Annotated in this window: 20 protein-coding genes; 3 read left to right on the forward strand and 17 right to left on the reverse strand. The window is 63.7% G+C overall.

The window, feature by feature from the left end:
* Positions 1-258: 258 nt before the first annotated feature.
* From DSM100688_RS08350 to DSM100688_RS08360, 3 genes are all read right to left on the reverse strand, one after another.
* Positions 259-2,403 (reverse strand): DEAD/DEAH box helicase, encoded by a 2,145-nt coding sequence (locus DSM100688_RS08350; RefSeq protein ID WP_152358661.1) that lies wholly within the window; start codon positions 2,401-2,403, stop codon positions 259-261.
* Positions 2,404-2,552: 149 nt separating this feature from the next.
* A complete protein-coding gene (locus DSM100688_RS08355; protein ID WP_152358627.1) occupies positions 2,553-3,263 on the reverse strand; it encodes an SDR family oxidoreductase in 711 nt (236 codons plus the stop codon).
* Positions 3,264-3,414: 151 nt separating this feature from the next.
* Positions 3,415-3,594: a hypothetical protein gene (locus DSM100688_RS08360; protein WP_152358628.1), complete on the reverse strand. Its 180-nt coding sequence runs from the start codon at positions 3,592-3,594 to the stop codon at positions 3,415-3,417.
* Between the two features lie 219 nt (positions 3,595-3,813).
* Here DSM100688_RS08360 and DSM100688_RS08365 point away from each other — a divergent pair, with 219 nt between their 5' ends.
* On the forward strand, positions 3,814-4,731 hold the full coding sequence (locus tag DSM100688_RS08365; protein ID WP_163146903.1) for an AraC family transcriptional regulator: 918 nt from the start codon (positions 3,814-3,816) through the stop codon (positions 4,729-4,731).
* Between the two features lie 120 nt (positions 4,732-4,851).
* Here the strand turns inward: DSM100688_RS08365 and DSM100688_RS08370 are convergent, their stop codons facing one another.
* The 11 genes from DSM100688_RS08370 to DSM100688_RS08420 form a co-directional block, all read right to left on the reverse strand.
* Positions 4,852-6,141, reverse strand: coding sequence for a uracil-xanthine permease family protein (locus DSM100688_RS08370; RefSeq protein WP_152358630.1), 1,290 nt, complete (start codon positions 6,139-6,141; stop codon positions 4,852-4,854).
* 116 nt (positions 6,142-6,257) lie between these two features.
* On the reverse strand, positions 6,258-7,070 hold the full coding sequence (locus DSM100688_RS08375) for a histidine phosphatase family protein (RefSeq protein ID WP_152358631.1): 813 nt from the start codon (positions 7,068-7,070) through the stop codon (positions 6,258-6,260).
* Between the two features lie 172 nt (positions 7,071-7,242).
* Positions 7,243-7,992, reverse strand: coding sequence for a helix-turn-helix domain-containing protein (locus DSM100688_RS08380; protein WP_152358632.1), 750 nt, complete (start codon positions 7,990-7,992; stop codon positions 7,243-7,245).
* A gap of 42 nt (positions 7,993-8,034) precedes the next feature.
* Positions 8,035-8,670, reverse strand: coding sequence for a haloacid dehalogenase-like hydrolase (locus DSM100688_RS08385; protein ID WP_152358633.1), 636 nt, complete (start codon positions 8,668-8,670; stop codon positions 8,035-8,037).
* Entirely contained in the window at positions 8,667-9,740 is a 1,074-nt protein-coding gene (locus DSM100688_RS08390) for a glycosyltransferase family 2 protein (protein ID WP_152358662.1), read from the reverse strand. The genes DSM100688_RS08385 and DSM100688_RS08390 overlap by 4 nt, the downstream gene beginning before the upstream one ends.
* Positions 9,741-9,810: 70 nt before the next feature.
* Positions 9,811-10,458, reverse strand: coding sequence for an alpha/beta hydrolase (locus DSM100688_RS08395; protein WP_152358634.1), 648 nt, complete (start codon positions 10,456-10,458; stop codon positions 9,811-9,813).
* A 122-nt stretch (positions 10,459-10,580) separates the two neighbouring features.
* Positions 10,581-10,898: a hypothetical protein gene (locus DSM100688_RS08400; RefSeq protein ID WP_152358635.1), complete on the reverse strand. Its 318-nt coding sequence runs from the start codon at positions 10,896-10,898 to the stop codon at positions 10,581-10,583.
* A gap of 127 nt (positions 10,899-11,025) precedes the next feature.
* Positions 11,026-12,627 carry a S10 family peptidase gene (locus tag DSM100688_RS08405; protein ID WP_152358636.1) on the reverse strand — a complete coding sequence of 534 codons (1,602 nt, stop codon included), beginning with the start codon at positions 12,625-12,627 and terminating at the stop codon, positions 11,026-11,028.
* Positions 12,628-12,739: 112 nt separating this feature from the next.
* The gene (dtd, locus tag DSM100688_RS08410; RefSeq protein ID WP_152358637.1) at positions 12,740-13,225 is read right to left on the reverse strand and encodes a D-aminoacyl-tRNA deacylase; all 486 of its coding nucleotides are present in this window, start codon (positions 13,223-13,225) and stop codon (positions 12,740-12,742) included.
* Between the two features lie 58 nt (positions 13,226-13,283).
* Positions 13,284-14,603 carry an MFS transporter gene (locus DSM100688_RS08415; protein WP_204316702.1) on the reverse strand — a complete coding sequence of 440 codons (1,320 nt, stop codon included), beginning with the start codon at positions 14,601-14,603 and terminating at the stop codon, positions 13,284-13,286.
* A 137-nt stretch (positions 14,604-14,740) separates the two neighbouring features.
* A complete protein-coding gene (locus tag DSM100688_RS08420; protein WP_152358638.1) occupies positions 14,741-15,361 on the reverse strand; it encodes a TetR/AcrR family transcriptional regulator in 621 nt (206 codons plus the stop codon).
* 147 nt (positions 15,362-15,508) lie between these two features.
* Here DSM100688_RS08420 and DSM100688_RS08425 point away from each other — a divergent pair, with 147 nt between their 5' ends.
* A complete protein-coding gene (locus DSM100688_RS08425) occupies positions 15,509-17,020 on the forward strand; it encodes an MFS transporter (protein ID WP_163146904.1) in 1,512 nt (503 codons plus the stop codon).
* A 90-nt stretch (positions 17,021-17,110) separates the two neighbouring features.
* Entirely contained in the window at positions 17,111-17,869 is a 759-nt protein-coding gene (locus DSM100688_RS08430) for a MurR/RpiR family transcriptional regulator (protein WP_163146905.1), read from the forward strand.
* Here DSM100688_RS08430 and DSM100688_RS12225 read toward each other — a convergent pair.
* The 3 genes from DSM100688_RS12225 to DSM100688_RS08445 all read right to left on the reverse strand — a co-directional run bounded on the left by DSM100688_RS12225 (position 17,826) and on the right by DSM100688_RS08445 (position 20,503).
* Positions 17,826-18,458 (reverse strand): sugar O-acetyltransferase, encoded by a 633-nt coding sequence (locus tag DSM100688_RS12225; RefSeq protein ID WP_275575914.1) that lies wholly within the window; start codon positions 18,456-18,458, stop codon positions 17,826-17,828. The genes DSM100688_RS08430 and DSM100688_RS12225 overlap by 44 nt on opposite strands.
* 339 nt (positions 18,459-18,797) lie before the next feature.
* Positions 18,798-19,886 (reverse strand): glycerol dehydrogenase, encoded by a 1,089-nt coding sequence (locus DSM100688_RS08440; protein ID WP_152358641.1) that lies wholly within the window; start codon positions 19,884-19,886, stop codon positions 18,798-18,800.
* 53 nt (positions 19,887-19,939) lie between these two features.
* Entirely contained in the window at positions 19,940-20,503 is a 564-nt protein-coding gene (locus DSM100688_RS08445) for an MFS transporter (protein WP_152358642.1), read from the reverse strand.
* Positions 20,504-20,642 lie beyond the last annotated feature (139 nt).

Genomic DNA, 20,642 nt, shown 5'->3' on the forward strand with positions numbered 1-20,642 from the left:
TGGTTCGTCACGGTGAACATCTTATGCGGGCCGCCGACGAAACCCCGAGAATGCCCGCGTGGCAGAAAACGCTCGCTGAGCGGAGCGTCAGCGAGCGTTTTCTGCCACGCGGGGACGGGGACGACGGGCCGATACGTGGCACGTGCGGCAGGCGGCTCATCGTGCAGCGATCATCGGCACATGCGTGACCGGCGGCATGCACATAGACGGATCGGCGCGCATGACGAACCGCCGCACGACCGGCGCACGTAGCGTCGGTCAGCGGCCCATGCTGCGAAACGGGGCGCGCTTGATCTTGGAGTGACGGCGGCGCGGACCGTCGGCGTTGCCGTACTTGGCCATCATGCGGCGTTCGTGACGCTTGACGGCTTCGCCACGCTCGTCGTGCAGGATGCGGTTTTCGTCGCGATGGATGCGTTTGCCGCCGTGCGACCGGTCGTCCGCGGAACGGGACCGCGTGCCGGAGGACCGGTCCTTGACCGGCTTGCCATACTTGTTGAACGCGACGCCGGACGAGGCGGCACCGGAGCGTCGGCGGTCGCGGTCGATATCGCCGTTGCGACGGGCCGTGCGATCCGCGGCCGTGGACCGGCCGTGCGCCACGGCGGTGCGATCGTGCGTCCGATCATGGTCGGACGATCGCACGGCGGCGGTCGAAGCAGCGGTCGCGGTGTCGTCGCGGACGATGCCGAGCGCGGCCTCGCGTTCGCGACGTGCGCGTCGCTCCCCTGCCTTGCCGCGCGGCTTGCGGCGTGCGTCATGGACGCCCGTCGCAGTCACGGTCGTGTCATCGGTGCCGTCATACGCGGCGGATACGACCGCGGACGCAGACGACGATGCAGCCGACGCGGCGATCTGCTCGGCGGCACGCGCGGCGCGCTCCAGTCGTTCGGCGGCACGGCGACGCCGGCGTTCCTTCTTCATCGCGTTGCGCTCGTGCATCAGTCGCTCCGCCCGATGCTCACGCGTCTCGCCGCCACCCTCCAGATCGCGGTCGTCCGTCAGGTCCGCACCCGGCAGATGCCGGAGCGCCTTGGCCCGGTCGTCGGAACGATCGCCGCGTCCCTTGCGGTCACGGCCCTTGCGTCCGCGTCCGCCGGCCGGCTGCGTCTGGTCGAGGCTCCAACCCTCCACCAATGCGGCGGTCTCGCCGACCAGTTCACGTACCTCGGGCGAATCGTGCCGCACCTTAACCGGCGTGGCCTCAATGCCGGCTGCCCTGAGCATGCGCCGGGCCTCACGCCGCTGGTCTGGCGCGACGAGCGTGACCACGACGCCGGACTTGCCGGCGCGCGCGGTGCGGCCGGACCGGTGCACGAACGACTTGGGGTCCTCCGGCGGATCGACCTGCACGACGAGCTCCACGTCGCTCACGTCGATGCCACGCGCGGCCACGTCGGTGGCGACCATCACGTTCACGTCGCCCTCCTCGAACGCGGCGAGGTTGCGGTCGCGCTGGTTCTGCGAGAGGTTGCCGTGCAGTTCGGATGCGGGGATGCCAGACTGGGTAAGTTTCTTGGCGAGGTTCTTCGCCTGGAACTTGGTGCGGGTGAACAGGATGCGCTTGCCGACACCGGAGGCAAGCGTGCGCACCATGTCGTTCTTGTCGGACTTCTCGATCTCGAACACGTGCTGTTCCATCGCGTCGGCCGCATGTTCGGGTTCGGCGACGCTGTGCACCTTCGGATCATGCAGGAAGTCGCGGACGACCTCGTCGATGCCGTGGTCGAGCGTGGCGGAGAACAGCATGTGCTGCGCGTCGGGCCGGATCTGTTCGAGGATGCGGCGGACCGGCGGCAGAAAGCCCATATCGGCCATTTCGTCGGCCTCGTCGATAATGACGATCTCGACACTGGCCAGGGTGAGCGCGTTCTGACGCAGCAGATCCTCGAGTCGGCCCGGGCAGGCGACGACGATGTCCGCGCCGGCCTTGAGATCGCGGATCTGACGGCTGTACTTGACGCCGCCGTACACGGTGGTGGTGGTCATGCCGGCCATCTGCGCGAGCGGCAGGGCGACGTCGTTGATCTGGTTGGCGAGTTCGCGAGTGGGCGCGAGGATGAGGCCGCGCGGGTGCGGCATGAAGTCGTCGGCCTTGCGTTCTTCGAGGTGCGCGGCGCGGATGGCCTTGATGCTGCGGCGATAGTCGGCCATCGGCATACCCGGCTCCCACGCAGCCTCGCACAGGCGTGCGGCGAGCGGGATGCAGAACGCGAGCGTCTTGCCCGAGCCGGTGCGGCCGCGGCCGAGGATGTCACGGCCGGACAGGGAGTCGGGCAGGGTATCGGCCTGGATGGGGAACGCCGTGGTCTTGCCGTCGGCGGCGAGCACGCGCAGCAGCGGATCGGGCACGCCGAGTTCGGCGAACGGCACGGGCTCGGCGGGGATGGCCGGCTCGGTCACGGCATATGGTTCGGCGAGGTCGTCGACGAAGGTCTTCTTCTTGGCTTTGGACGTCTTCTTGGTGAATTTCTTGGGCACAGCGGCCTTTCATGTCAGGATTCTCGCGCAAGGTGCGCAAACCTGATCACTGTAGCCGGTGCCCGCTACTTTCACACGTAGTTGCGTTCGATGAGGATGTCGGAGACGGTGAGGTTCGCGTCGTTGACGAGGTTGCACAGGATGACCTCGGCCAGTTCGGCCGGGTTCATGAACGTGTGCTGCTTTTCCTCGGAGACGTAGTCGTGGCTGTCGCGGTAGAACGCGGTGTCGATGCCGCCCGGGTAGACGCCGACGACCTTCACGCTCGTGCCTTTGTAGGCGGCCTTGAGGCTTTGCGTGTAGCCCTTTTCGCCCCATTTGGTCGCGCAGTACACGGATTCGTTCGCGTTGCCGCGCGTGGCGGCGGTGCTCATCACGTTCGCGATCTTAAGGTCTGTCTCATCGTCGGCCTTGAGCGTTTCGACCGACCACAGGATCATGCCCTTGAGGCCTTTGAGGCACTTGTCGATGTCGGCTGCCTCATAGCCGGTCGGGACCTTGAACGACGGCTGGCCGGCGTTGTTGATGAGCAGATCGATATGGCCGAGCGCCTTGATCTCGGCGACGGACTGCCGAACGAACGCCTCGTCGGACACATCGCCCACATAACCACGGTAGACGTCGGACGGGAATTCCTCGGCGAGCGCGTCCTGCCGTTCGGCGTTGAAGTCGATGCCGGCGACGAACCAGCCGCGCTCGATGAGCTGTCGGGTCAGTTCGTAGCCGAGTCCCAATGCGCTGCCGGTAACGATCGCGATCTTCCGTCCGTTCGATGCTGCCATATGTGCCTCCTTGCGTTTCCGTGCGGATGCCGTGCCGTGCGGCGAAGTTCACGGTCAGCATATCGAACCGGTCAGACCCGCGTTTCGCCCGGCGGCGCGCATGGGCGGCAGACGTCCAGACCCTTGGCGACGCATCCACCCTCAGGTCGGGTCAGCCGATCTGCGCGGCGTTCTTCGGATACCACATCGCCCACCAGTTCTCCTCGTCCGGATGGACGAGCTGACGGGCCACCCACGCGCGGCAGGTGGCGAAGAACCGGTCGAGCAGGCGGTTGCCTTCAAAGGCCAGGTCGGACAGTACGGCGTTGTTCTTCAGTGCATGGCTACGCATTTCGATCACTCCTTGTGACATATGCATCGAGATGCCCGATATGGCGGAACCGTCCATATCATCGTTTCGATGGCGTTGGTATTGCGTTCTTCCTCTGCAGCTGGAAGATGCTTTTATGATAGGTTTTCGAAGGCACCGACACGGATGTCACGATTGCATTTCTCGACACGGTAATATCAAAATAGTAGATTGCGACGATGGAAGGATGTCATGCGCCCAATGAAGAGGATCACCGTGCTCTCCGATCTGTCGGAGCGCATCGAATACAACATTCCCGAACTGCCGATCTACGCGCGCTGTGATCCGCTGTCGATCTTTCCTGATTGCCGGTGCCCGTGCCACTGGCATCGCGACCTTGAATTCATCCATGTGATCAACGGCGATCTGCATCATTTCGTCAACGGACGGGTCACGGTTCTCCATCCCGGCGAAGGAGTGGTGGTCAATTCAAGCCGCCTGCATTATGGCTTCTCCCCTACGCGACAGGATGTGCGATTCTCGTGCGCGGTGATCAGCCCGTCCCTGTTCGAGCATCTGACGCCGAGCGTAACGGCCCGCTGCGAACGGGCATTCGCGCAGCATATGGACGATTGTCTGTTGCTGACGCCGGATGTCGGCTGGCAGCAGGACGTGCTCATGGGCATCGAGCGTGTGGTGAGGCTGGCTCCGGGAGGCGGGGTGCGCGGCTCGGAGAACCGCACCGATATGTCGCCGCTGCCGGCGGTGGCCGCGGCGATCGAGCTGTGCGATATGGTGCTCGACCGATTCCGGCCGAATGGCGGTGATGGGCCGGGCGAGGACGAGTCCATCGAGCAGCGCAACCGCATGAGCGTTCTGGGCATGACCGGTCTTATCCAGCATCGGTTCCGAGATCCGCTCGGATTGGACGATGTCGCGGCGGCAGGAGGCGTCAGCCGCAGCCAATGCTGCATCCTGTTCCGCAAGTACGTGGGTCGCACGCCGAACGAGTATCTGACCGAACGCCGCGTCGAAGAGGCCCGGCGGCTGCTCAGGGAGACGAACGGATCGATCACGGAGATCGCCCGGGCGTGCGGGTTCTCCACGGCGAGCTATTTCGTGAACGTCTTCCGCAAACGGGTCGGCGTCACGCCCGGCGCATTCCGGTCCCGGCCGTAACGCTTCCCAACCACCGTCCTCCGCCCATCGATTCCGCCGTCTCGGCCGCCCCAATACGCAATCGAGGCTCCCTGTTATGCGCGGGGAGCCTCGATATCCGTGACGGCCGGGACCGGACGGCTACAGGATGTCCGGATCGTCCTTGGCGATGGTGCCGGTGGCCTTGCCGATGGCCTTGAGGCCGTGGTAGGCGACGAGGATGACGATCGTGCCGATGGCGATGCCGTTGAACTGGATGCCGTTGAACGCGAACTCGAACTGGCCGATGGCGATGATCATGACGATCGCGGCGACCATGATGTTGAGCGGCTTGTCGAAGTTGACCTTGTTCTCGACCCAGATGCGGATGCCCATCATGCCGATCATGCCGTAGAGCAGCGTGGTCACGCCGCCGAGCACGCCGGCGGGGATGGTGTTGATGATCGCGCCGAACTTCGGGCACAGGCTCAGCAGCAGGGCGAAGCCGGCCGCGCACCAGTAGGCGGCGGTCGAGTAGACCTTGGTGGCGGCCATCACACCGATGTTCTCGCCGTACGTGGTGGTGCCGGAGCCGCCGCCGAAGCCGGCGATGGCGGTGCCGAGGCCGTCGGCGAACAGGGCGGTGCCCATCTGGTTGTCGTAGTCGCGGCCGGTCATCTGGGCGACGGACTTGACGTGGCCGACGTTCTCGGCGACGAGCACGAGCACGACGGGCAGGAACATCGGCAGGATGGAGAAGTCGACCTGCGGGGTGTGGAAGTGCGGCAGGCCGATCCAGGCGGCCTTGCCGATGGCGGAGAAGTCGACCTGGCCGCGGGCGCAGGCGTACACGTAGCCGACGATCACGCCGAGCAGGATGTTGAGTCGGCCGGTCAGTCCCTTGAACAGCACGGCGATGAGCAGCACGGCGACCAGCGTGACGAGCGCGGTGTCGGGCGCGGCTTTGAAATTGTTCCACACGCTCGGCGCGAGGTTGAAGCCGATGATCGCGACAATGGCGCCGTTGACGACCGGCGGCATGATGATGTCGATCCACTTCGAGCCGGCATAGTGGACGGCCACGCCGACGAGCGCGAGCAGCAGGCCGGTGACCATGATGCCGAAACTGGCGACCGCGAGGCCCTTGTGCGCGGTGGTGACGGCGGTGATCGGCGCGATGAAACCGAACGACGAGCCGAGGTAGCTCGGCAGCACGTTCCTGTTGATGAGCAGGAACAGCGCGGTCGACAGCGCGGTGAAGAACAGCGTGGTCGACGGGTCGAAGCCGGTGAGGATCGGCACGAGGAAGGTCGCGCCGAACATGGCGACGACGTGCTGCGCGCCGATGCCGGCGGTGCGCGGCCAGGTCAGGCGCTCGTCGGGTTCGACGACCTCGCCGGGGGCGAGCGTCTTGCCGTCGCCGTGCAGCGCCCATGTGAACAGGTTCTTCATAGATGAACTCCTTCGGTTCTCTCCGAGCGGGCGCGTTACGTCATGCGCCCGCGCATCGTGAGCCATTGTAACCTGTTCACCGGTCCTTCACGTTTCGGCCCGGAGCCGCGCCGCCGTCACAGATGCGGGTCGACGGTGCGCACCACGTCCACGAGGTCGCCGTTCGACAGGGTCGGCTTCTTGAACGACCGCCAGTCGGTCACCTGCACCTCCCATTTGCCGTTCTCCTCGTTGAGCACCGGCCGTGCGGTCTGCTCCCAGCGGAACCGCTTGTAGGTGCGCCCGGTGGCCGGGTCACGCCGCGAATAGTGCAGGCAGGTGCAGTTCGTGATCTGCCATTCGGGCGCGGCCGCACGGTGCATGAACTCCTCGTCCGACAGGTCCTCAAGCACGAGCATCAGCGCGAGCATCAGGTCGCCGTGGCTGACCATCACCACCGACTGGGCGTCCGACTTGCGGTCGAGCGACGTGAGCAGGTTGTGCACGCGGTTCTCGGCGACGTCGGCGATCGACTCGCCCGCCGGCGGCCGCCAGTACAGCGGATCGGTGTTCTTGAACATCCAGTTGCGCGGGTAGTTGTCGCGGAAGTCGTCCTTGGTGATCGTGTTGATCTCGCCCCACGACCGTTCGCGCAGCACGCGATTCTCCTCCCATTTCGCCTTCGGCAGCGCCATCGTGGCCGCGGTTTCGCGCGTGCGCACGTACGGCGAGACGAGATAGCGGTCGAAGAGCTGCTGCTGGTCGACGAGCCAGCGGCCGATGCAGTCGGCCTGCTTGCGGCCGGTTGCGGTGAGGCGCCATGAACGGTCCGGCACGGTGACGTTGTCCTGCGTGTACAGCGAATTGTCGCCGCGGTCGCCGGCGCTGATGATCACGTTCGCCTCCGACTCGCCGTGTCGGATCACATACACATCCAGCGGCATTCCCATGGGCCGTGTCCTCTTTTCCGATGTCCGTAACTTCGTTGTTCTACCGTATCGTACGTCGCCGCACGCGAGGAAGCCGAATCGGATGCGCGCGGCGACAATTCACCTGCCGTACAGGCTGCCGTCACCTGCGCCCGCCGCGCGACGATGCGGATGACGGACGGGACACCGGCCGCTACTGCGGCCAGATGCCGGTCGTGGCGTATTTCCTGCGATAGTCGCCCGGTGTCATGCCGGCGTGCTTGGAGAACACCTTGGTGAAGTGGCTTTGCGACCGGTAGGCGAGGATCTGCGCGATCTCACCGAGCGGATAGTCGGAGTATTTGAGCATGTTCTCGGCGGCCTCCATGCGTTTGCCCGTGATGTACCGGGAGATCGGCGTACCGGTTTCGCGGGCGAACAGTTCGGACAGATACGTGGGGTTAAGGTTCACGTGCCGTGCGAGCTGGGCGACGGTGATGCGCTCGTGCAGATGGTAGTGGATGTAGTCCATGCATTCGCTCACCGCCTTCGAATGGATTTCGGAGCGTTGCATGTCGGCCATGGCCCAGGTGAAGAACGTCATCATGTCGGTGTGCAGGCGGCGCACGTCGTTCGCGTCCTTGCACCGGTCCATGTCCTGAATGTACAGGTCGGACGCATTGTAGGCGTCCTCCTCATCCATGCCGCCTTCGATCGCGAACCGCGTGGCGAGGGTGATCGACGTGACGAACCGGTATTTCGCGTTGCGCACCGGATCGTCCGACAGATGGCCGTACAGGCCGGAGTCCCACAACCGTGCGCTTTCGGCGATGGCCGCGCCGTCGCCGGAACGCATGAGGTCGTACTGCTTCATCTCCTCCACGTACCGGTGGTGGCGGATGCGGTCCTCGCGTGAGATGAAGTCGAGATACCGCAGTTTCGCTTCGCTGGCGATCTGGTCCATACGCGGCTCCCCTCCGTCATGCCTCTTTTGGTCGTCGGTTACCTACTTGACCGGCGTGATGGTGTCGCCTTTGACCATGAATGCATGGCGTGCCAGATCGATCATCGGCTGGTCGAAGCGGCTGTCGGTGTAGAACTCGTCGATCGTCGCGTCCGAGCCGAACAGTTCGCGGAACCGTTTCGGCTTGTTGGTGTTGAAGTTGAGGTAGGTGACCTCCATGGTGTCCGGATCGATCGTCGAGGCGATGAGGTGGCGCACGCCGAGCCGGCGGCATGCCTCGCCGACGGTCACGTCGAAGGACGCGGTAATGATCACGTCGTCGGGTTGCGGTTGGTACCACGGTTTGATGCGGCGCATGTTGCGGTCCCAGAACGCCGTGACCAGCGCGTCCAGACCGTCGGACGGGCGGCCGTCGCCGTCGGCTTTGGTTCCGTCGTTGTCGGCGAGTCGTGAGACGGTCGGCGAGGCGTTCAGGTCGCGCAGGTACTTGCGTGCGATCTTGCCCACGCCGTGCTCCATCTGTTCGAGCGTGGCCTTGCCCAGCTTGTATTTGACGGCGTAGCGGAGCACCGGTGCGATGTGGCGGAACACCGTGGGATCGTACCGTGCGCTGAACAGGTAGAGGTCGAACAGGCTTTCGCCGTCGTAGATCGTGCCGTCGAAGTCGAATACCCTCATCGCCGGTCGCCTTCGACGCTGGTTTTCTCGTGCATGTATTCCTTCCAGCCGCGGCCGATGCGTTTCCATTCGTCGCGCATCTCGCGGAAGTCGTCGACGGCGTCGCCCACGGAGGCTTTGAGCAGGTCGAGCAGGGAGCGGGTGGATTCCGGCACTTCATCGCCGTTGCTGACGATGTCGTCCCGCAGCCGGTCGATGCGCCGGCGGATGGCGTCGGCGTCCTCCGGATCGATGTTGAGGCTTGCCGTGACGGTCTGCCGTATCGTCTCGTAGTCGAGATTGGCGAAGAAATTGAGCTGCTGGAGCCGCATGAATCCCTTGAGCTCGGGATACCGTTCGAGGATGTAGGTCTCGCGGTCGTCGGCGGCCTTCGTCCAGTCGCGCATGAGCTGCGGCGACCATGCGCTGGTGATGGATCCGCCGCGCAGACGGTAGTGGTAAAGCACCTCGGGGATGCGCACGATGCGATGCGATTCTCCGATGACGTTGCAGATGCGCGCCATGTCTTCGATCTTGCGGCCGACCGGGAAGGAGAAGCCGTGGTCCTTGTAGATCGGGGCCGCGGCGAGGAACGACCAGAAGTATCCGTCGATTTCGGCCTTGATCTGCGCCTTGAGCCCTTCCTCCGGCGTCATGATCATGACCTCGTCGAAGTCGTTGTGCTTGTAGTCGGAGACCAGCGGCGTGCCGTTTTCGGAGATCGTGTCGAACTGGAACATGACCAGATCGGCGTCGTACCGGCTCATGGTGTCGAGCGCGCGCTCGACGAGGTTCGGCTCGATGGTGTCGTCGGAGTCGACGAAGTAGATGCAATCGCCGCCGGCAGCGTCTAGTCCGGCGTTGCGCGCGTCCGACAGACCGCCGTTGGGCTTGTGGATGACCCGGATGCGATGGTCTTTGGCGGCCCATGCGTCGCACATGGCAGGGCAACGGTCCGGGGATCCGTCGTCGACGAGGATGATCTCGAGGTTACGGTGGGTCTGCGCAACGATGCCGGACACGCATTCGTCCAGGTACTGCTCCACGCGGTATACCGGCACGATCACCGATACCAGCGTGCGGTCATCCATGTTCATCGTCATCCTTCCGACCCCTTCCGTGGCGACGACATGCACCACTATAGCGTCCGCATGCTCCGCATCACCAGATGCGCGGACGTGTCAGACCGTTGTCCGTGAGGAACGTCGCGACGTCGCGCATCTCGTCCATGCAGATGCTGTGCGTCATGCCCGGGTAGACTCGTTCGGTGAGCGTGGTGTGCGCCTGGTAGAAGTCGACCATGTCACGCACCTCCTGCGCCGGGAAGATGTCGTCGGCGGAACCTCGGCCGTAGAACATCGGCGGACGCCGTTGCGCCAGAGTGTCGTCGCCGGGCAACGCCCCGTGAGCGAGGAAGCCGGAGAAGCTGACCGCCGCCGTGTACCGTTCGGGGTCGAGCCGCAGCATTTCGCCGGCGAGCAGGCCTCCCTGCGAGAATCCCATGACCACGATCGGACGTTCGGCGGGGATGTTGGCCTTGACCCATGCATCGATGGCGTCGCCGGCGGCACGAGCCTGCTCGTCCAACGATTCGCCGGTCGGCACGCCGTCGTATTCCCACTTGCCGAACCACGTGTAGCCCATGCCATAGGCGATCGGCGCGCGCAGCGAGGCATAGTCGGCTCCCGGCGCGCAATAGGTCAGTAGACTCGGCAGGTCATGCTCGTTCGAGCCCCATCCGTGCAGGAGCAGGAACACCGGCTCCTTGCCCGTGTGCGCGATCGAGGTCAATGCGTGCGTGATATCCATGCGTTCCTCCCCTGATTGGTTCCTCATCGCACAAGGATAGTCCGTCTGCGGCACATGCCGCCGGTCACGACGAGATCCTCGGTGCGACGAGCCGAGCGCCGCTGGCGCCTTCCGTCGGCCGGTTATTGGTTGATGCTGGTGGTGATCTGTTGTTCGACTCGGTCGAACGCCTGCGACAGCAGCAGGTTGCCGGGCACCGTCGTCAGCAGGAAGGCGAGCACGGCGGCGATGACCGACATGATGATGCCTTTGATGAGTTTGATGACGATACGGAACACGACGTAGGCGATGGCCGCGCCGACGGCGACGGTCAGCAGCGTCTGCGCGGCGGACGGCAAGGTGCCGTACCACAGCACGATCCGGTCCACGAACGACAGGTCGAGATGCGACAGGTCGATGGTGCTCAGGTCAAGGTCGGACCAGTTGGCGGTCGTGGTCATGGGTTCATCCTTTTCGGTCGGTTGGGTTCAGTGATCGGGACGGCTCCGCCCTCATCGGATGGCGGAGCCGGAACGATGGACGGGACGACGGGCCCGCGCTGCGCGACGAGACCTGCCGTACACCTTCCTACAGGGCGATCTGCGGCGCCGGCAGGGCCGGACGCTCGTTCAGGGTAGACAGCCCGTCTGCGTCCGTGCTGTAGAACCGCTGGAGATCATCGGAGAACTTGGCGAGGCTCGTTTCGGCGGAGTACAGCATGTGGCCGGCCGGGTAATAGGTGAATGCCACGTGCGACTGCAGCGGCTTCGGCAGCCCGAGATGGTCGATGTCGTATTCGGTTTGGAAGAACGGGGTGCACAGGTCGTAGATGCCGTTGCCGATGAGCACCTTGAGCGTCGGCTGATGGGCGATCGCCGCCGCCAGATCGGGCACGACGTTCGGGAACGGGATCTTCGATCCCCATGCGGATTTCGTCATGCCCGGCTGCTCGTGCCACCATGTCCAGCCCTTGCCGGGCTCGGTGGCGTTCCAGTCGAAGTCGGCGAAGCCGCGGCGTTCCGGCACGCGGTCCCAGCCGAGCTCGTCACGCAGGTACGCGTTGCACAGGCTGGAATACGCCGGGTCGAGGAACGCGTCGTCCACGACGAACGTCTCCTCGTCATTCATGCGGTCGAGGTCGTAGCCCGCCACACGGCCGTCGTACCGGCCCACGATCCTGCCTTCGTCGCGCAGCAGCGCCTTGCGGAACCGCATGTCCACCACGCGCAGGTCGGAGTCATAGACGTACCGGGCGTCCAGACCGGTCAGTTCGGCGTACCGTTCGGCGACCTTCCACTTGGTGTCGTCGTCGAGCGACGCGCCGGCGGCGAGCGCCTGGCGCAGCGGGCCGTTGGCGAAGGCCCGGGCGGCCTGCAGATGGGCCGCGGTCTCGACGTCGTTCGCGGCCTTGCCGTGGTATTTCGCCACGGAAGCGAAGGTCGGGAAGTAGCCGATGTAGAACTGGTCCGAGGTGTCGAGCACGAAGGCGTAGTCGAGGATGTTGGAGATCAGCACGAGGCCGTTGAGCGCGACGCCGTCCTGCTGGAGACGGTATGCGAGCGCCGCGCCGCGCGTGGTGCCGTAGGATTCGCCGAGCACGTATTTCGGCGAGTTCCAGCGATGGTATTTCGACAAATACGCGCGGATGAACGCACTGAATCCCGCCACGTCACCGTCCACGGACCACAGTTCCGGCTTCGCCGCGTCTAGGATTTCGGAGAAGCCGGCCCCGGCCGCGTCGATGAACACGAGGTCGGAGGACGGCAGCAGCGTGTACGGGTTGTCGGTCAGCCGATAGGGCGCGGCCGGCACGGGCGCGGCGTCGGGCACGTCGATGCGCTTGGGCGCCACGGATCCCATGAGCAGGAACGTGGTGGACGAGCCCGGACCGCCGTTGAAGATGAAGGTGACCGGACGGGTGCCGTCGACATGACCCTCGTCGTCGGCCAGGTTGAATGCGGTGAAGAAGATGCTGGCCGCCGGTTTGACCTTGGGCGTGTCGATGGTGATCGTGCCGACGGTGGCTTGGTAGCGCAGTTCGCGACCGTCGACCGTGGTGCTGTGCCACGTGGTCTTCTCGTACGGTTCGGGCAGCGTCTTGCCGCCGTTCTGCTTGGGCGCCTGCTTGACCGAAGCGCCCTGCGCCGGATCAGCGTTCCCCGACTGACCGTTTACCTCGTTGTCGTTCATGGATTCCCCCTTGTCCTTGGTGAAGGTCGGTAGGACCAGCATAACAAGAGGAGTCGAACAGATGTTCTATCGGCATGTCGCATGATCTACGCCGCGTCACAACCGCTCGGCGCTATGCCTTATGAGGCATATCGACATCGGTGTCGATCACGATCGTTACCGGACCGTCGTTCACCAATCCGACGCGCATGTGCGCGCCGAACCGCCCCTCGCGCACCGGCACTCCCCCGGAACGCAGGGCGTCGTTGAAATCGCGCCAGACCAGTTCGGCGTGCATCGGCGCGCCGGCTTTCACGAAACTCGGCCGGTTGCCCTTGTGCACGTCGGCGTAGAGCGTGAACTGCGAGATCGACAGGATCTCGCCGCCGATGTCCTGAATCGAACGGTTCATCTTGCCCTGACCGTCCTCGAACACGCGTAGGTTGAGCACCTTGTGCGCAAGCCACGAGACCTCCGCCTCACCGTCCGCGTCGGACACGCCCACCAGGATCATGTATCCGGGACCGATCTGCTGTAATTCGAACGTCGGATCGACCGTCCCCAATTCGTTCAGGACATCGACGCTGGCCTGTGATACTCGTTGCACGACAATACGCATGCGCACGATTATGCCACGAGGCCGGCCGTCAGCGCGGCCGGCCCGTCGTACGACTGACTTACTTGACCTTCCGGATGCAGAAGAACAGGCATGCGCCAAGCAGCGAGATCACGAACGACGCCGGGAACACGGCGCGGTAGGTGCCGAACAGCGTGATGATGCCGCCGGCGATCGCGGTGCCGATGATCTGCGAAAGCGTGTTCGCGAAGTTGATGATGCCGAGGTCCTTGCCGGCGGTGTCCTTGTTCGGCAGCACGGCGAGGTTGAGTGCACCGTCGATGGAGTTGTAGACGCCGTTCGCCACGCCGGTGATCACGCCGAACGCGTACATGGCCCATGCCTGCGGCCAGACGAACGGGAAGATCGCGGCGACGCCGATGAAGATGACGGAGATCGCGACCGGCGCCTTGAGCCGGCCGAACCGGTCGGCGAGCGGGCCGGCGATGACGCCGAAGACGATGCCGGTGACCATGGAGATGGAGGTCATGGTGGCGACCGCGATCTTGGTGGCGTCGACGCTCAGGTGGATGTAGTCGGTGAAGATGTACAGCTGGTACAGGCTGACGCAGGTGCCGCCGACGACCATAAGCAGCTTGCCGCCGAGCGCGAGATAGTAGTCGCGCGCGCCGTGGATCGGCAGGAAGAAGTGGCTGAGCAGATCGCCGGCGTCGAAGCGAACGCGCGGCTCGTCGAGGTTGGAGCCTTCGTTCATGAGCAGCACGTGCACGAGGCCGAGCACGAGCGAGATGCCGGCGAGCAGATACATGCCGGCCTGCGGATTGCCGAGGAACTGCGAGGCGATGATGGTGATGATCTGGCAGCAGGTCCAGCCGACGCCCCAGCACATGGATGCGGTGCCGCGCCAGCGCGGTGCGATGCGGTCGGACTGCTGGGCGACCATCGTGGCCGCGATGGCGTTCTCCGCGACGGCGACGACGACCCAGCCGGCGATGATCGCGCCGATCGAGGTCACGTTGGCGATAACGACGAACATGAGGGCCTGCACGATCAGGCCGCCGACGATGTACGGCTTGCGCTTGCCCCAGCGGGTGCGGGTGACGTCGGAGAGCGCGCCGAACACGAAGTTGGCGATCAGTCCGGCGAGCGACACGAACGATGACATCATGGCGACGGCCGCGACCTTGCCGGCCGGGTCGATGTTGCTGAAGATCTGCGGGGTGAGGATGTTGCGGCCCGCACCGACCGGCCCCATCCACGTCAGCGGCCCGAAGAACAGACCCGCGCACAGGATATATGGCAGTTTCGGCTGCTGCGCGTCGGCCACGCTGGAACCACCGGATTGTGGAGTCTTGGTATCCGGCGCGACCGTTTTCTTGCGGCCGGCCTGGCTTTGTTGCGGCATACTGATCGACGTCATTTCGGTTCCTCTCTTTTCCGTCATGGGACCACCCGCCATGGATGATCGTCGTCGATGAAAACGGCGGCCACGATACTCCCCTTTGTAGATTATCGTTAACTCTCTCGCGTGTCGCACCCATCGTATTTGCCGGCGCACTACGCACCGGCGGCGGCTCGCGCCCGACGTTCGTAATGGTCGACGAGCGGAAGGAACAGCTCGTCGACCGTGGCGATGATGTCCGCTTCGGACAAGGGATGCATGTCGCGCAATATGATCGCGCGCCCGAGCTCTCCGGGCATACGCAATAGCGATTCCGGCAAGTCGCAGGTGATGTCGCCGCGCGCCCGTGCGTTGTCGATCGCCAGCATGATGCTGGGTTGGTCGCTGATCATCGTGCGTTCGTACAGTTCGTGCGCGCTGATGCCGAGCCAGTCGGCGTAGACGCCGAACTTGGCCAGCGCCATCACCGCATCGGACTGTTTGCGGTTGAGTTGCAGCAGAATGGAGATAACGTCCCCCCTGAGTGTTCCGGTGTCCGGGCGTTCGATGACGGCGTGGCCGCGATGCTGCTTCATGGCCGCCACGAACAGTTCCGTACGATTCGGCCATCGGCGGTACAGCACCGGCTTGCTGGTGTGCGCCCTGGCGGCCACGCTGTCGAAGGTGAACTCTTCGGCGCTGCATGTGGACAGTTGTTCCCACGCAGCTTCGAGAATGGCTTCTTCCAACGCCTTGCCCCGACGGCGGGCTTGCTTTGGCGCGTTGTGTTCTTCCATGGGATCATCTCCATACGGGGCATCGGCGTTGCGATCGAAGATCGTTCACGCCATCCTTTACAAGATACCACGGCGTTTCTTATTTGCGACTCTCTATAATCATGTGCGGCTTATAAGAAACTCATCAGTATCTTAAAAGGTCGAATGATGGATGATACGAACGAGAAGAATCTCAGCCTCGCCTTAATCTGCCTATGCGCGGCCGAACTGGTGATGATGGTCAACACCACCGCGTTCAACGTGGCGCTGCCGAACATCGCCGAATCACTCGGCGCGGGCATGGCGGAACAGCAGTGGATCGTCTCCAGTTACAATCTCGTCTTCGCGGCTGTGGTGCTGCTGGCGGGATTCCTTGGCGACCGGCTCGGCCATCTGAAGACCATGCTTGCCGGATTGGGCATGTTCGTCGTCGCGTCCGCGATCGGTCTCATGGCCGGGAACGTGCCGGCGTTGCTCGTCTCGCGCTCGATCATGGGTGCCGGCGCCGGCGTGGTCATCCCAATGGGGCAGGCGCTGCTCGGCATACTGTTTCACGGTTCCGAATTATCCCGCGCCATGACCGCATGGGCGATAGCCGGCACGCTGGGCGTTCCGTTCGGCCCACTCGTCGGCGGCGCGCTCACCGCCACACTGGGCTGGCGTGGCATCTTCGGGTTCGACGGCGTGGTGTTCCTCGCCGTAATCATGGTCATCCACATGAACGTTCCGCCAATGGGCGGACCGCACCAGTCCCGGTCGCCGCATGTGCCATGGGCGTCGGTGGCGATGATGTTCGCCGGATTCACCCTGTTCTCGGCGGGTCTGGTCAATGCCCAACATGGAGCGTTGGCCGCGGACGCATGGATTCCGATGGCGATCGGCGCCGTGCTGATCACGGGATTCGTGCTGCATGACCGCGCATCCCGCAATCCATTGATGGCACTCGACCTGATGCGGGATCCCTCGTTCGCGGCCTGCGCGCCGGCATTGATGATGCTGAATTTCTCGATGTACGGCATTATCTTCATCATGCCGGCCTATCTGGAGACGGTGCTGCGTCATGGGGCGTTGATCGGGGGAATGCTGCTGATGCCGCTGGTCGTCGCGTCCATCGTGGGATCGCGGATGAACGATTGGGTCGTCTCCCGCATCGGCTCGCGCGGTACGAGCCTGCTGGCCTTGGGATGTCTGGCCGTCGGCATGCTGACGATCGGCGCCGCCATGTGGTGGCCCGGCGACGCGGCGAAACAATCGACGGCGCTGATCGGTCAGGCCATGGCCGGATTCGGACTGGGCGCCGGTCAGCCGGCGATGCTGACCTGGGCCATGGGCCGGGTGCCGGTCGAGCAGTCCGGCGCCGGTTCCAGTCTGCTGACCGTGTTCCGGCAATTCGGTTCCATCATCGGCGTGGGAATTTTCGGCAGTATACAAAGCGGATTATATGCGGCGGCATTCCGCGATCTCGCACAATCCGCCGGGCAGCACCCGCAATCCTCCGGATCCGTGACGCTGGACTTCCAACAGGCGGCCGGGCTCACCAGCGCGACGGGCGACCTGATACGACAGGTAGCGTCCCGCGCCTATGAATCCGCGATGACCGGCAGCTTCGCCACGGCGACTGTGATCATCGCCGTCACGCTCGGCATCGTCGCACTGATCTCCCGCACAACGCCACGGTGAAGATTACGCTTCTTGTCTCATATGCACCCGAACTCAAGTCGAAACAGGTCCGCCGTAAGAAGACGGCTGCGCCGCGATACACTGGCAGGCATGTTCACCTTCGAGCAGTTGAAACGGTGCAACCGTACCGAGTTGGCGATCTGCCGATTCGTCTCCGCGCATATCGAGTCCGCGGCGTATATGTCCGTTCGCGAATTGGCAACGGCAACGTACGTCTCGCCGTCCACGGTGATGCGCTGGTGCGCGAAAATGGGATTCGACGGGTTTGACGCATTCAGACATGCAGCACGCGCCGCCGCCAACAGCCCGGATCGCGACCCCGTTCCACAGGCCGATCTGGGCGAACTGTCGTTGTTCTTCTCCCGCGCCGACTCCCCTGCGTTCGAGGCGATGCTCGGCGAAGCGACCTCGCTGTTGGAACGAGCGGATCCGATCATCTTCATCGGAGAGGGATCATCCGGCACGATCGCCGACTACGGCGCGCGTCTGTTCGCGAATCTCGGTTTGTTCGCCATCGGATTGACGGACGCGTTCTACCCGTCCGGAACGTTCGCCCGGCCGGGCATGGCGGTCATCGCCGTGTCGGAGAGCGGCGAGATGCCGAAACTGTTGGAGACGGTGGCGGGTTTCGCCTCGCGCGGCGCAACGCTGCTCGCCCTGACGAACACGCCCGGCAGCACGATGGAGGAGATGTGCGATTGGTCGTTCGCTGCCGGCCTCGCGTCGGAACGCGTCAACGGCGGATACAACGCGACCAGCCAGCTGCCCGCCGTGTTCGTCATCGAATCGCTGGCCCGTCGTCTTGTCAAGCTGAGATCCGGGACGGATCTGCCCGATCGGAGCCGTTGATCGAACGAAGCACACGGCATGGGTTGCCGACGGCGACCACGTTCGCGGGAATGTCGCGCGTGACGACCGAACCGGCTCCGATCACCGTGCCATCGCCGATGGTCACACCCGGCAGCACGATGACGCCTCCTCCCAACCAGCAGCCACGTCCGATGCGGATCGGCCTGGCGTACGTGTTCCACCGGTAGTGCGCATCGCCCGGCTTCCAGCCGTCGGCGAGACGGTCAGCAAGTTCGACCGGATGCGTGGCCGTGTACAGCTGCACGTTCGACGCGATGAGCGTGTCCGATCCGATATCGATCGTGTTGCAGTCGACGAACGTGCAATTCATGTTAACGGACACGTTCGCGCCGATGCGGATGTTGCGCCCGTAGTCGCAGATGAATGGCAATCCGACGGACACATTCGCGCCGATCGAGCCAAACAGCGATTCGAGGATCTCCCGCTTGCGTGTCTTCGCGTCGTACGGCAGACGATTGTATTCGGCGAGCAGCCGCCGCGCGGTGTTCTTGTACTCAAGGAATATCGGATCGTGGCAATCGTAGATTTCCCCCGCCATGCACTTGTCCAGCTCGTTCATGCCCGTCATGTCATGCATCCCCTCTGGCTGCGGCCTACACATCAACACCAACCATGCTAGCGGCGGCGATCCGCTCAGGCCGAAATTCCCGCCGTATGCGGCACGCCATGTACCGCATACGGTACGAAGACGGGATGCGGCGCAATTCGTCCCCGGCCATACGTCGGTCAGCATCTGACCGGAAAGTCATGTCAATGAAAGACCGAGGGCCTTGGAATCACTGGACTTCCAAGACCCTCAGCGCTATGCAGCAATCACTTCTTGCTGACTAAATTTGAACTCGACGATGTCGCTATACGACATCAGGCTGTTTCTCCAGCAACAGGTCGTTCATACGGACAAGTCCCACTATCCGACTACGGCGTCGAGCGAGTCCACTGCACGCAGGGCGGTGGCCACGTCGGACGGAGTGACCTCGAACGGCATGTTGCCCATCGTGTCGTCCGGTGAGCAGGCCAGTTTGCCCACGCGCAGCAGGTCGGCGTCCGTGGCGTTTGCAATGCCGATGTCGGCCAAGGTGGTTGGTAAGCCGACCGCGCGGAAGAATCCAAACGCCTCCTCGAAATCAGCCATCGGCCGGTCCTCCAGTACGAACTGCGTGAGGGTGCCGTACGCCACCTTCTCGCCGTGCAGATACTTATGCGTGCCTTCCAGCGCGGTCAGGCCGTTATGCACGGCGTGCGCCGCCGCCAATCCGCTCGACTCGAAACCGATGCCGCTGAGCAGCGTGTTCGCTTCGACCACCTGTTCCAAGGCACGGGTGCGCAGACCCTTATGCGCCGCCGCCAAGGCTTTCACGCCGTCGGCAATGAGCAGATCATGGCATAGGCATGCCATCGCTTCGGCGGCATTGGTGGCATGGCCGCCGGCCATGGTGACCGCGTTCGATTTGATGCAGGCAAGAGCCTCGAAATAGGTAGCGTAGGCGTCACCGAAACCGGCCGTCAGGAGTCTGGCCGGCGCCTTGGCGATGACGTCCGTGTCCATGATCACCTTGTCCGGGTTCCTGGGCAATGGCAGATACCGGTCGAATTGCCCGTCGTCGGTGTACAGCACCGAAAGCCGCGAACACGGCGCGTCCGAAGACGCGGCCGTCGGCACGATGATGACCGGCAGCTCGGCGAAATGCGCCACGGCTTTGGCCGTATCGAGCGACTTACCGCCTCCGATACCGAGCACCACATCGCATTTGTCCAGCAGTTTCTGATGACGGTGGACCTCAGTCATCGAGCATTCACCGGCGAACGCCTCGTAATGATATGGAGTGTTCGAGGCATCGAAACTCGAAGTGATTCGATCGCGGTACATCCGGTCGATGAACGGGTCGACGATCAGATACGCGCCCGCCGAACCGAGTTCCACGTATTCCGAGGCGAGCGAGCCAAGCGCACCCTCCTGTTGGATGTAGCTGCCGGGTGAGCACAGCGCTGTTCTCATGGTTACTCCTTACTTCATTGTTGGGTTGAGTGTTGTTGAAACAGCAGCCAAAGCTAGCACGCGATGCCGCGCGATTCCGTGCGCTTGAGCAGCATCAGCACGCCGGCCGAACCCAATGCCAGCACCGCGCCGAAGAGGCCGAGCCAACGCAGTCCCAGATGCGTCATGGCCAGTCCGCTGATGGTGGAACCCAAGGTTATGCCGATGTTGAATGCCATCGCGTTCATCGAAGAGGCCAACGTCATAGACGAAGGAAACCGTTCGGCAGCGATGGCGGTATGCAGTACCTGCGACGGCGAATTCTGCAGGTACATGAGACAGGCCAGTGCGAGCAGATCCACGGCCCCGAGCGCCGGAATCATACTTGCGAACGGCAGCACGGCCAGACAGACGGCCTGCAACAGGTACAGCGGAATCAGACCGATGATCGGCTGCGAGCCGGTGCCGTGCGCCGCCAACTTGCCGCTGTACAGATTGGACCACAACGCCGCAAGACCAATCGCGGTCAGGGCAAGACTCAAGTACCGCTCGGGGACGCCAATTTCCTCGGTGAGGATAGGGGAAAGATATGTATAGAAGGAGTATGTCGCCGCTGCGCCGAAAACGACCACAAGCATGCCGTACCAGACTGTAATGTCTCGGGGCCTAAATGACGCATGTGTCGGGGCATGGTTGACGGTATGTCCTGGGGCATGGTTGACACATGCGTCATGTCGGTGTCATTCAACTGTCGGTTTGTTTCTTGGCCGGAGCTGG

This window comes from Bifidobacterium ramosum (assembly GCF_009299505.1).
GTDB classification, from domain to species: domain Bacteria; phylum Actinomycetota; class Actinomycetes; order Actinomycetales; family Bifidobacteriaceae; genus Bifidobacterium; species Bifidobacterium ramosum.

What these genes read in the sequence shown, in the direction of transcription:
- DSM100688_RS08355 (WP_152358627.1), bottom strand. Translation starts at nt 3,263, where the DNA reads ATGGCAGCATCGAACGGACGGAAGATCGCGATCGTTACCGGCAGCGCA.
- DSM100688_RS08360 (WP_152358628.1), bottom strand. Translation starts at nt 3,594, where the DNA reads ATGCGTAGCCATGCACTGAAGAACAACGCCGTACTGTCCGACCTGGCC.
- DSM100688_RS08365 (WP_163146903.1), top strand. Translation starts at nt 3,814, where the DNA reads ATGAAGAGGATCACCGTGCTCTCCGATCTGTCGGAGCGCATCGAATAC.
- DSM100688_RS08370 (WP_152358630.1), bottom strand. Translation starts at nt 6,141, where the DNA reads ATGAAGAACCTGTTCACATGGGCGCTGCACGGCGACGGCAAGACGCTC.
- DSM100688_RS08375 (WP_152358631.1), bottom strand. Translation starts at nt 7,070, where the DNA reads ATGGGAATGCCGCTGGATGTGTATGTGATCCGACACGGCGAGTCGGAG.
- DSM100688_RS08380 (WP_152358632.1), bottom strand. Translation starts at nt 7,992, where the DNA reads ATGGACCAGATCGCCAGCGAAGCGAAACTGCGGTATCTCGACTTCATC.
- DSM100688_RS08385 (WP_152358633.1), bottom strand. Translation starts at nt 8,670, where the DNA reads ATGAGGGTATTCGACTTCGACGGCACGATCTACGACGGCGAAAGCCTG.
- DSM100688_RS08390 (WP_152358662.1), bottom strand. Translation starts at nt 9,740, where the DNA reads ATGGATGACCGCACGCTGGTATCGGTGATCGTGCCGGTATACCGCGTG.
- DSM100688_RS08395 (WP_152358634.1), bottom strand. Translation starts at nt 10,458, where the DNA reads ATGGATATCACGCACGCATTGACCTCGATCGCGCACACGGGCAAGGAG.
- DSM100688_RS08400 (WP_152358635.1), bottom strand. Translation starts at nt 10,898, where the DNA reads ATGACCACGACCGCCAACTGGTCCGACCTTGACCTGAGCACCATCGAC.
- DSM100688_RS08405 (WP_152358636.1), bottom strand. Translation starts at nt 12,627, where the DNA reads ATGAACGACAACGAGGTAAACGGTCAGTCGGGGAACGCTGATCCGGCG.
- dtd (WP_152358637.1), bottom strand. Translation starts at nt 13,225, where the DNA reads ATGCGTATTGTCGTGCAACGAGTATCACAGGCCAGCGTCGATGTCCTG.
- DSM100688_RS08415 (WP_204316702.1), bottom strand. Translation starts at nt 14,603, where the DNA reads ATGACGTCGATCAGTATGCCGCAACAAAGCCAGGCCGGCCGCAAGAAA.
- DSM100688_RS08420 (WP_152358638.1), bottom strand. Translation starts at nt 15,361, where the DNA reads ATGGAAGAACACAACGCGCCAAAGCAAGCCCGCCGTCGGGGCAAGGCG.
- DSM100688_RS08425 (WP_163146904.1), top strand. Translation starts at nt 15,509, where the DNA reads ATGGATGATACGAACGAGAAGAATCTCAGCCTCGCCTTAATCTGCCTA.
- DSM100688_RS08430 (WP_163146905.1), top strand. Translation starts at nt 17,111, where the DNA reads ATGTTCACCTTCGAGCAGTTGAAACGGTGCAACCGTACCGAGTTGGCG.
- DSM100688_RS12225 (WP_275575914.1), bottom strand. Translation starts at nt 18,458, where the DNA reads ATGACGGGCATGAACGAGCTGGACAAGTGCATGGCGGGGGAAATCTAC.
- DSM100688_RS08440 (WP_152358641.1), bottom strand. Translation starts at nt 19,886, where the DNA reads ATGAGAACAGCGCTGTGCTCACCCGGCAGCTACATCCAACAGGAGGGT.
- DSM100688_RS08445 (WP_152358642.1), bottom strand. Translation starts at nt 20,503, where the DNA reads ATGCTTGTGGTCGTTTTCGGCGCAGCGGCGACATACTCCTTCTATACA.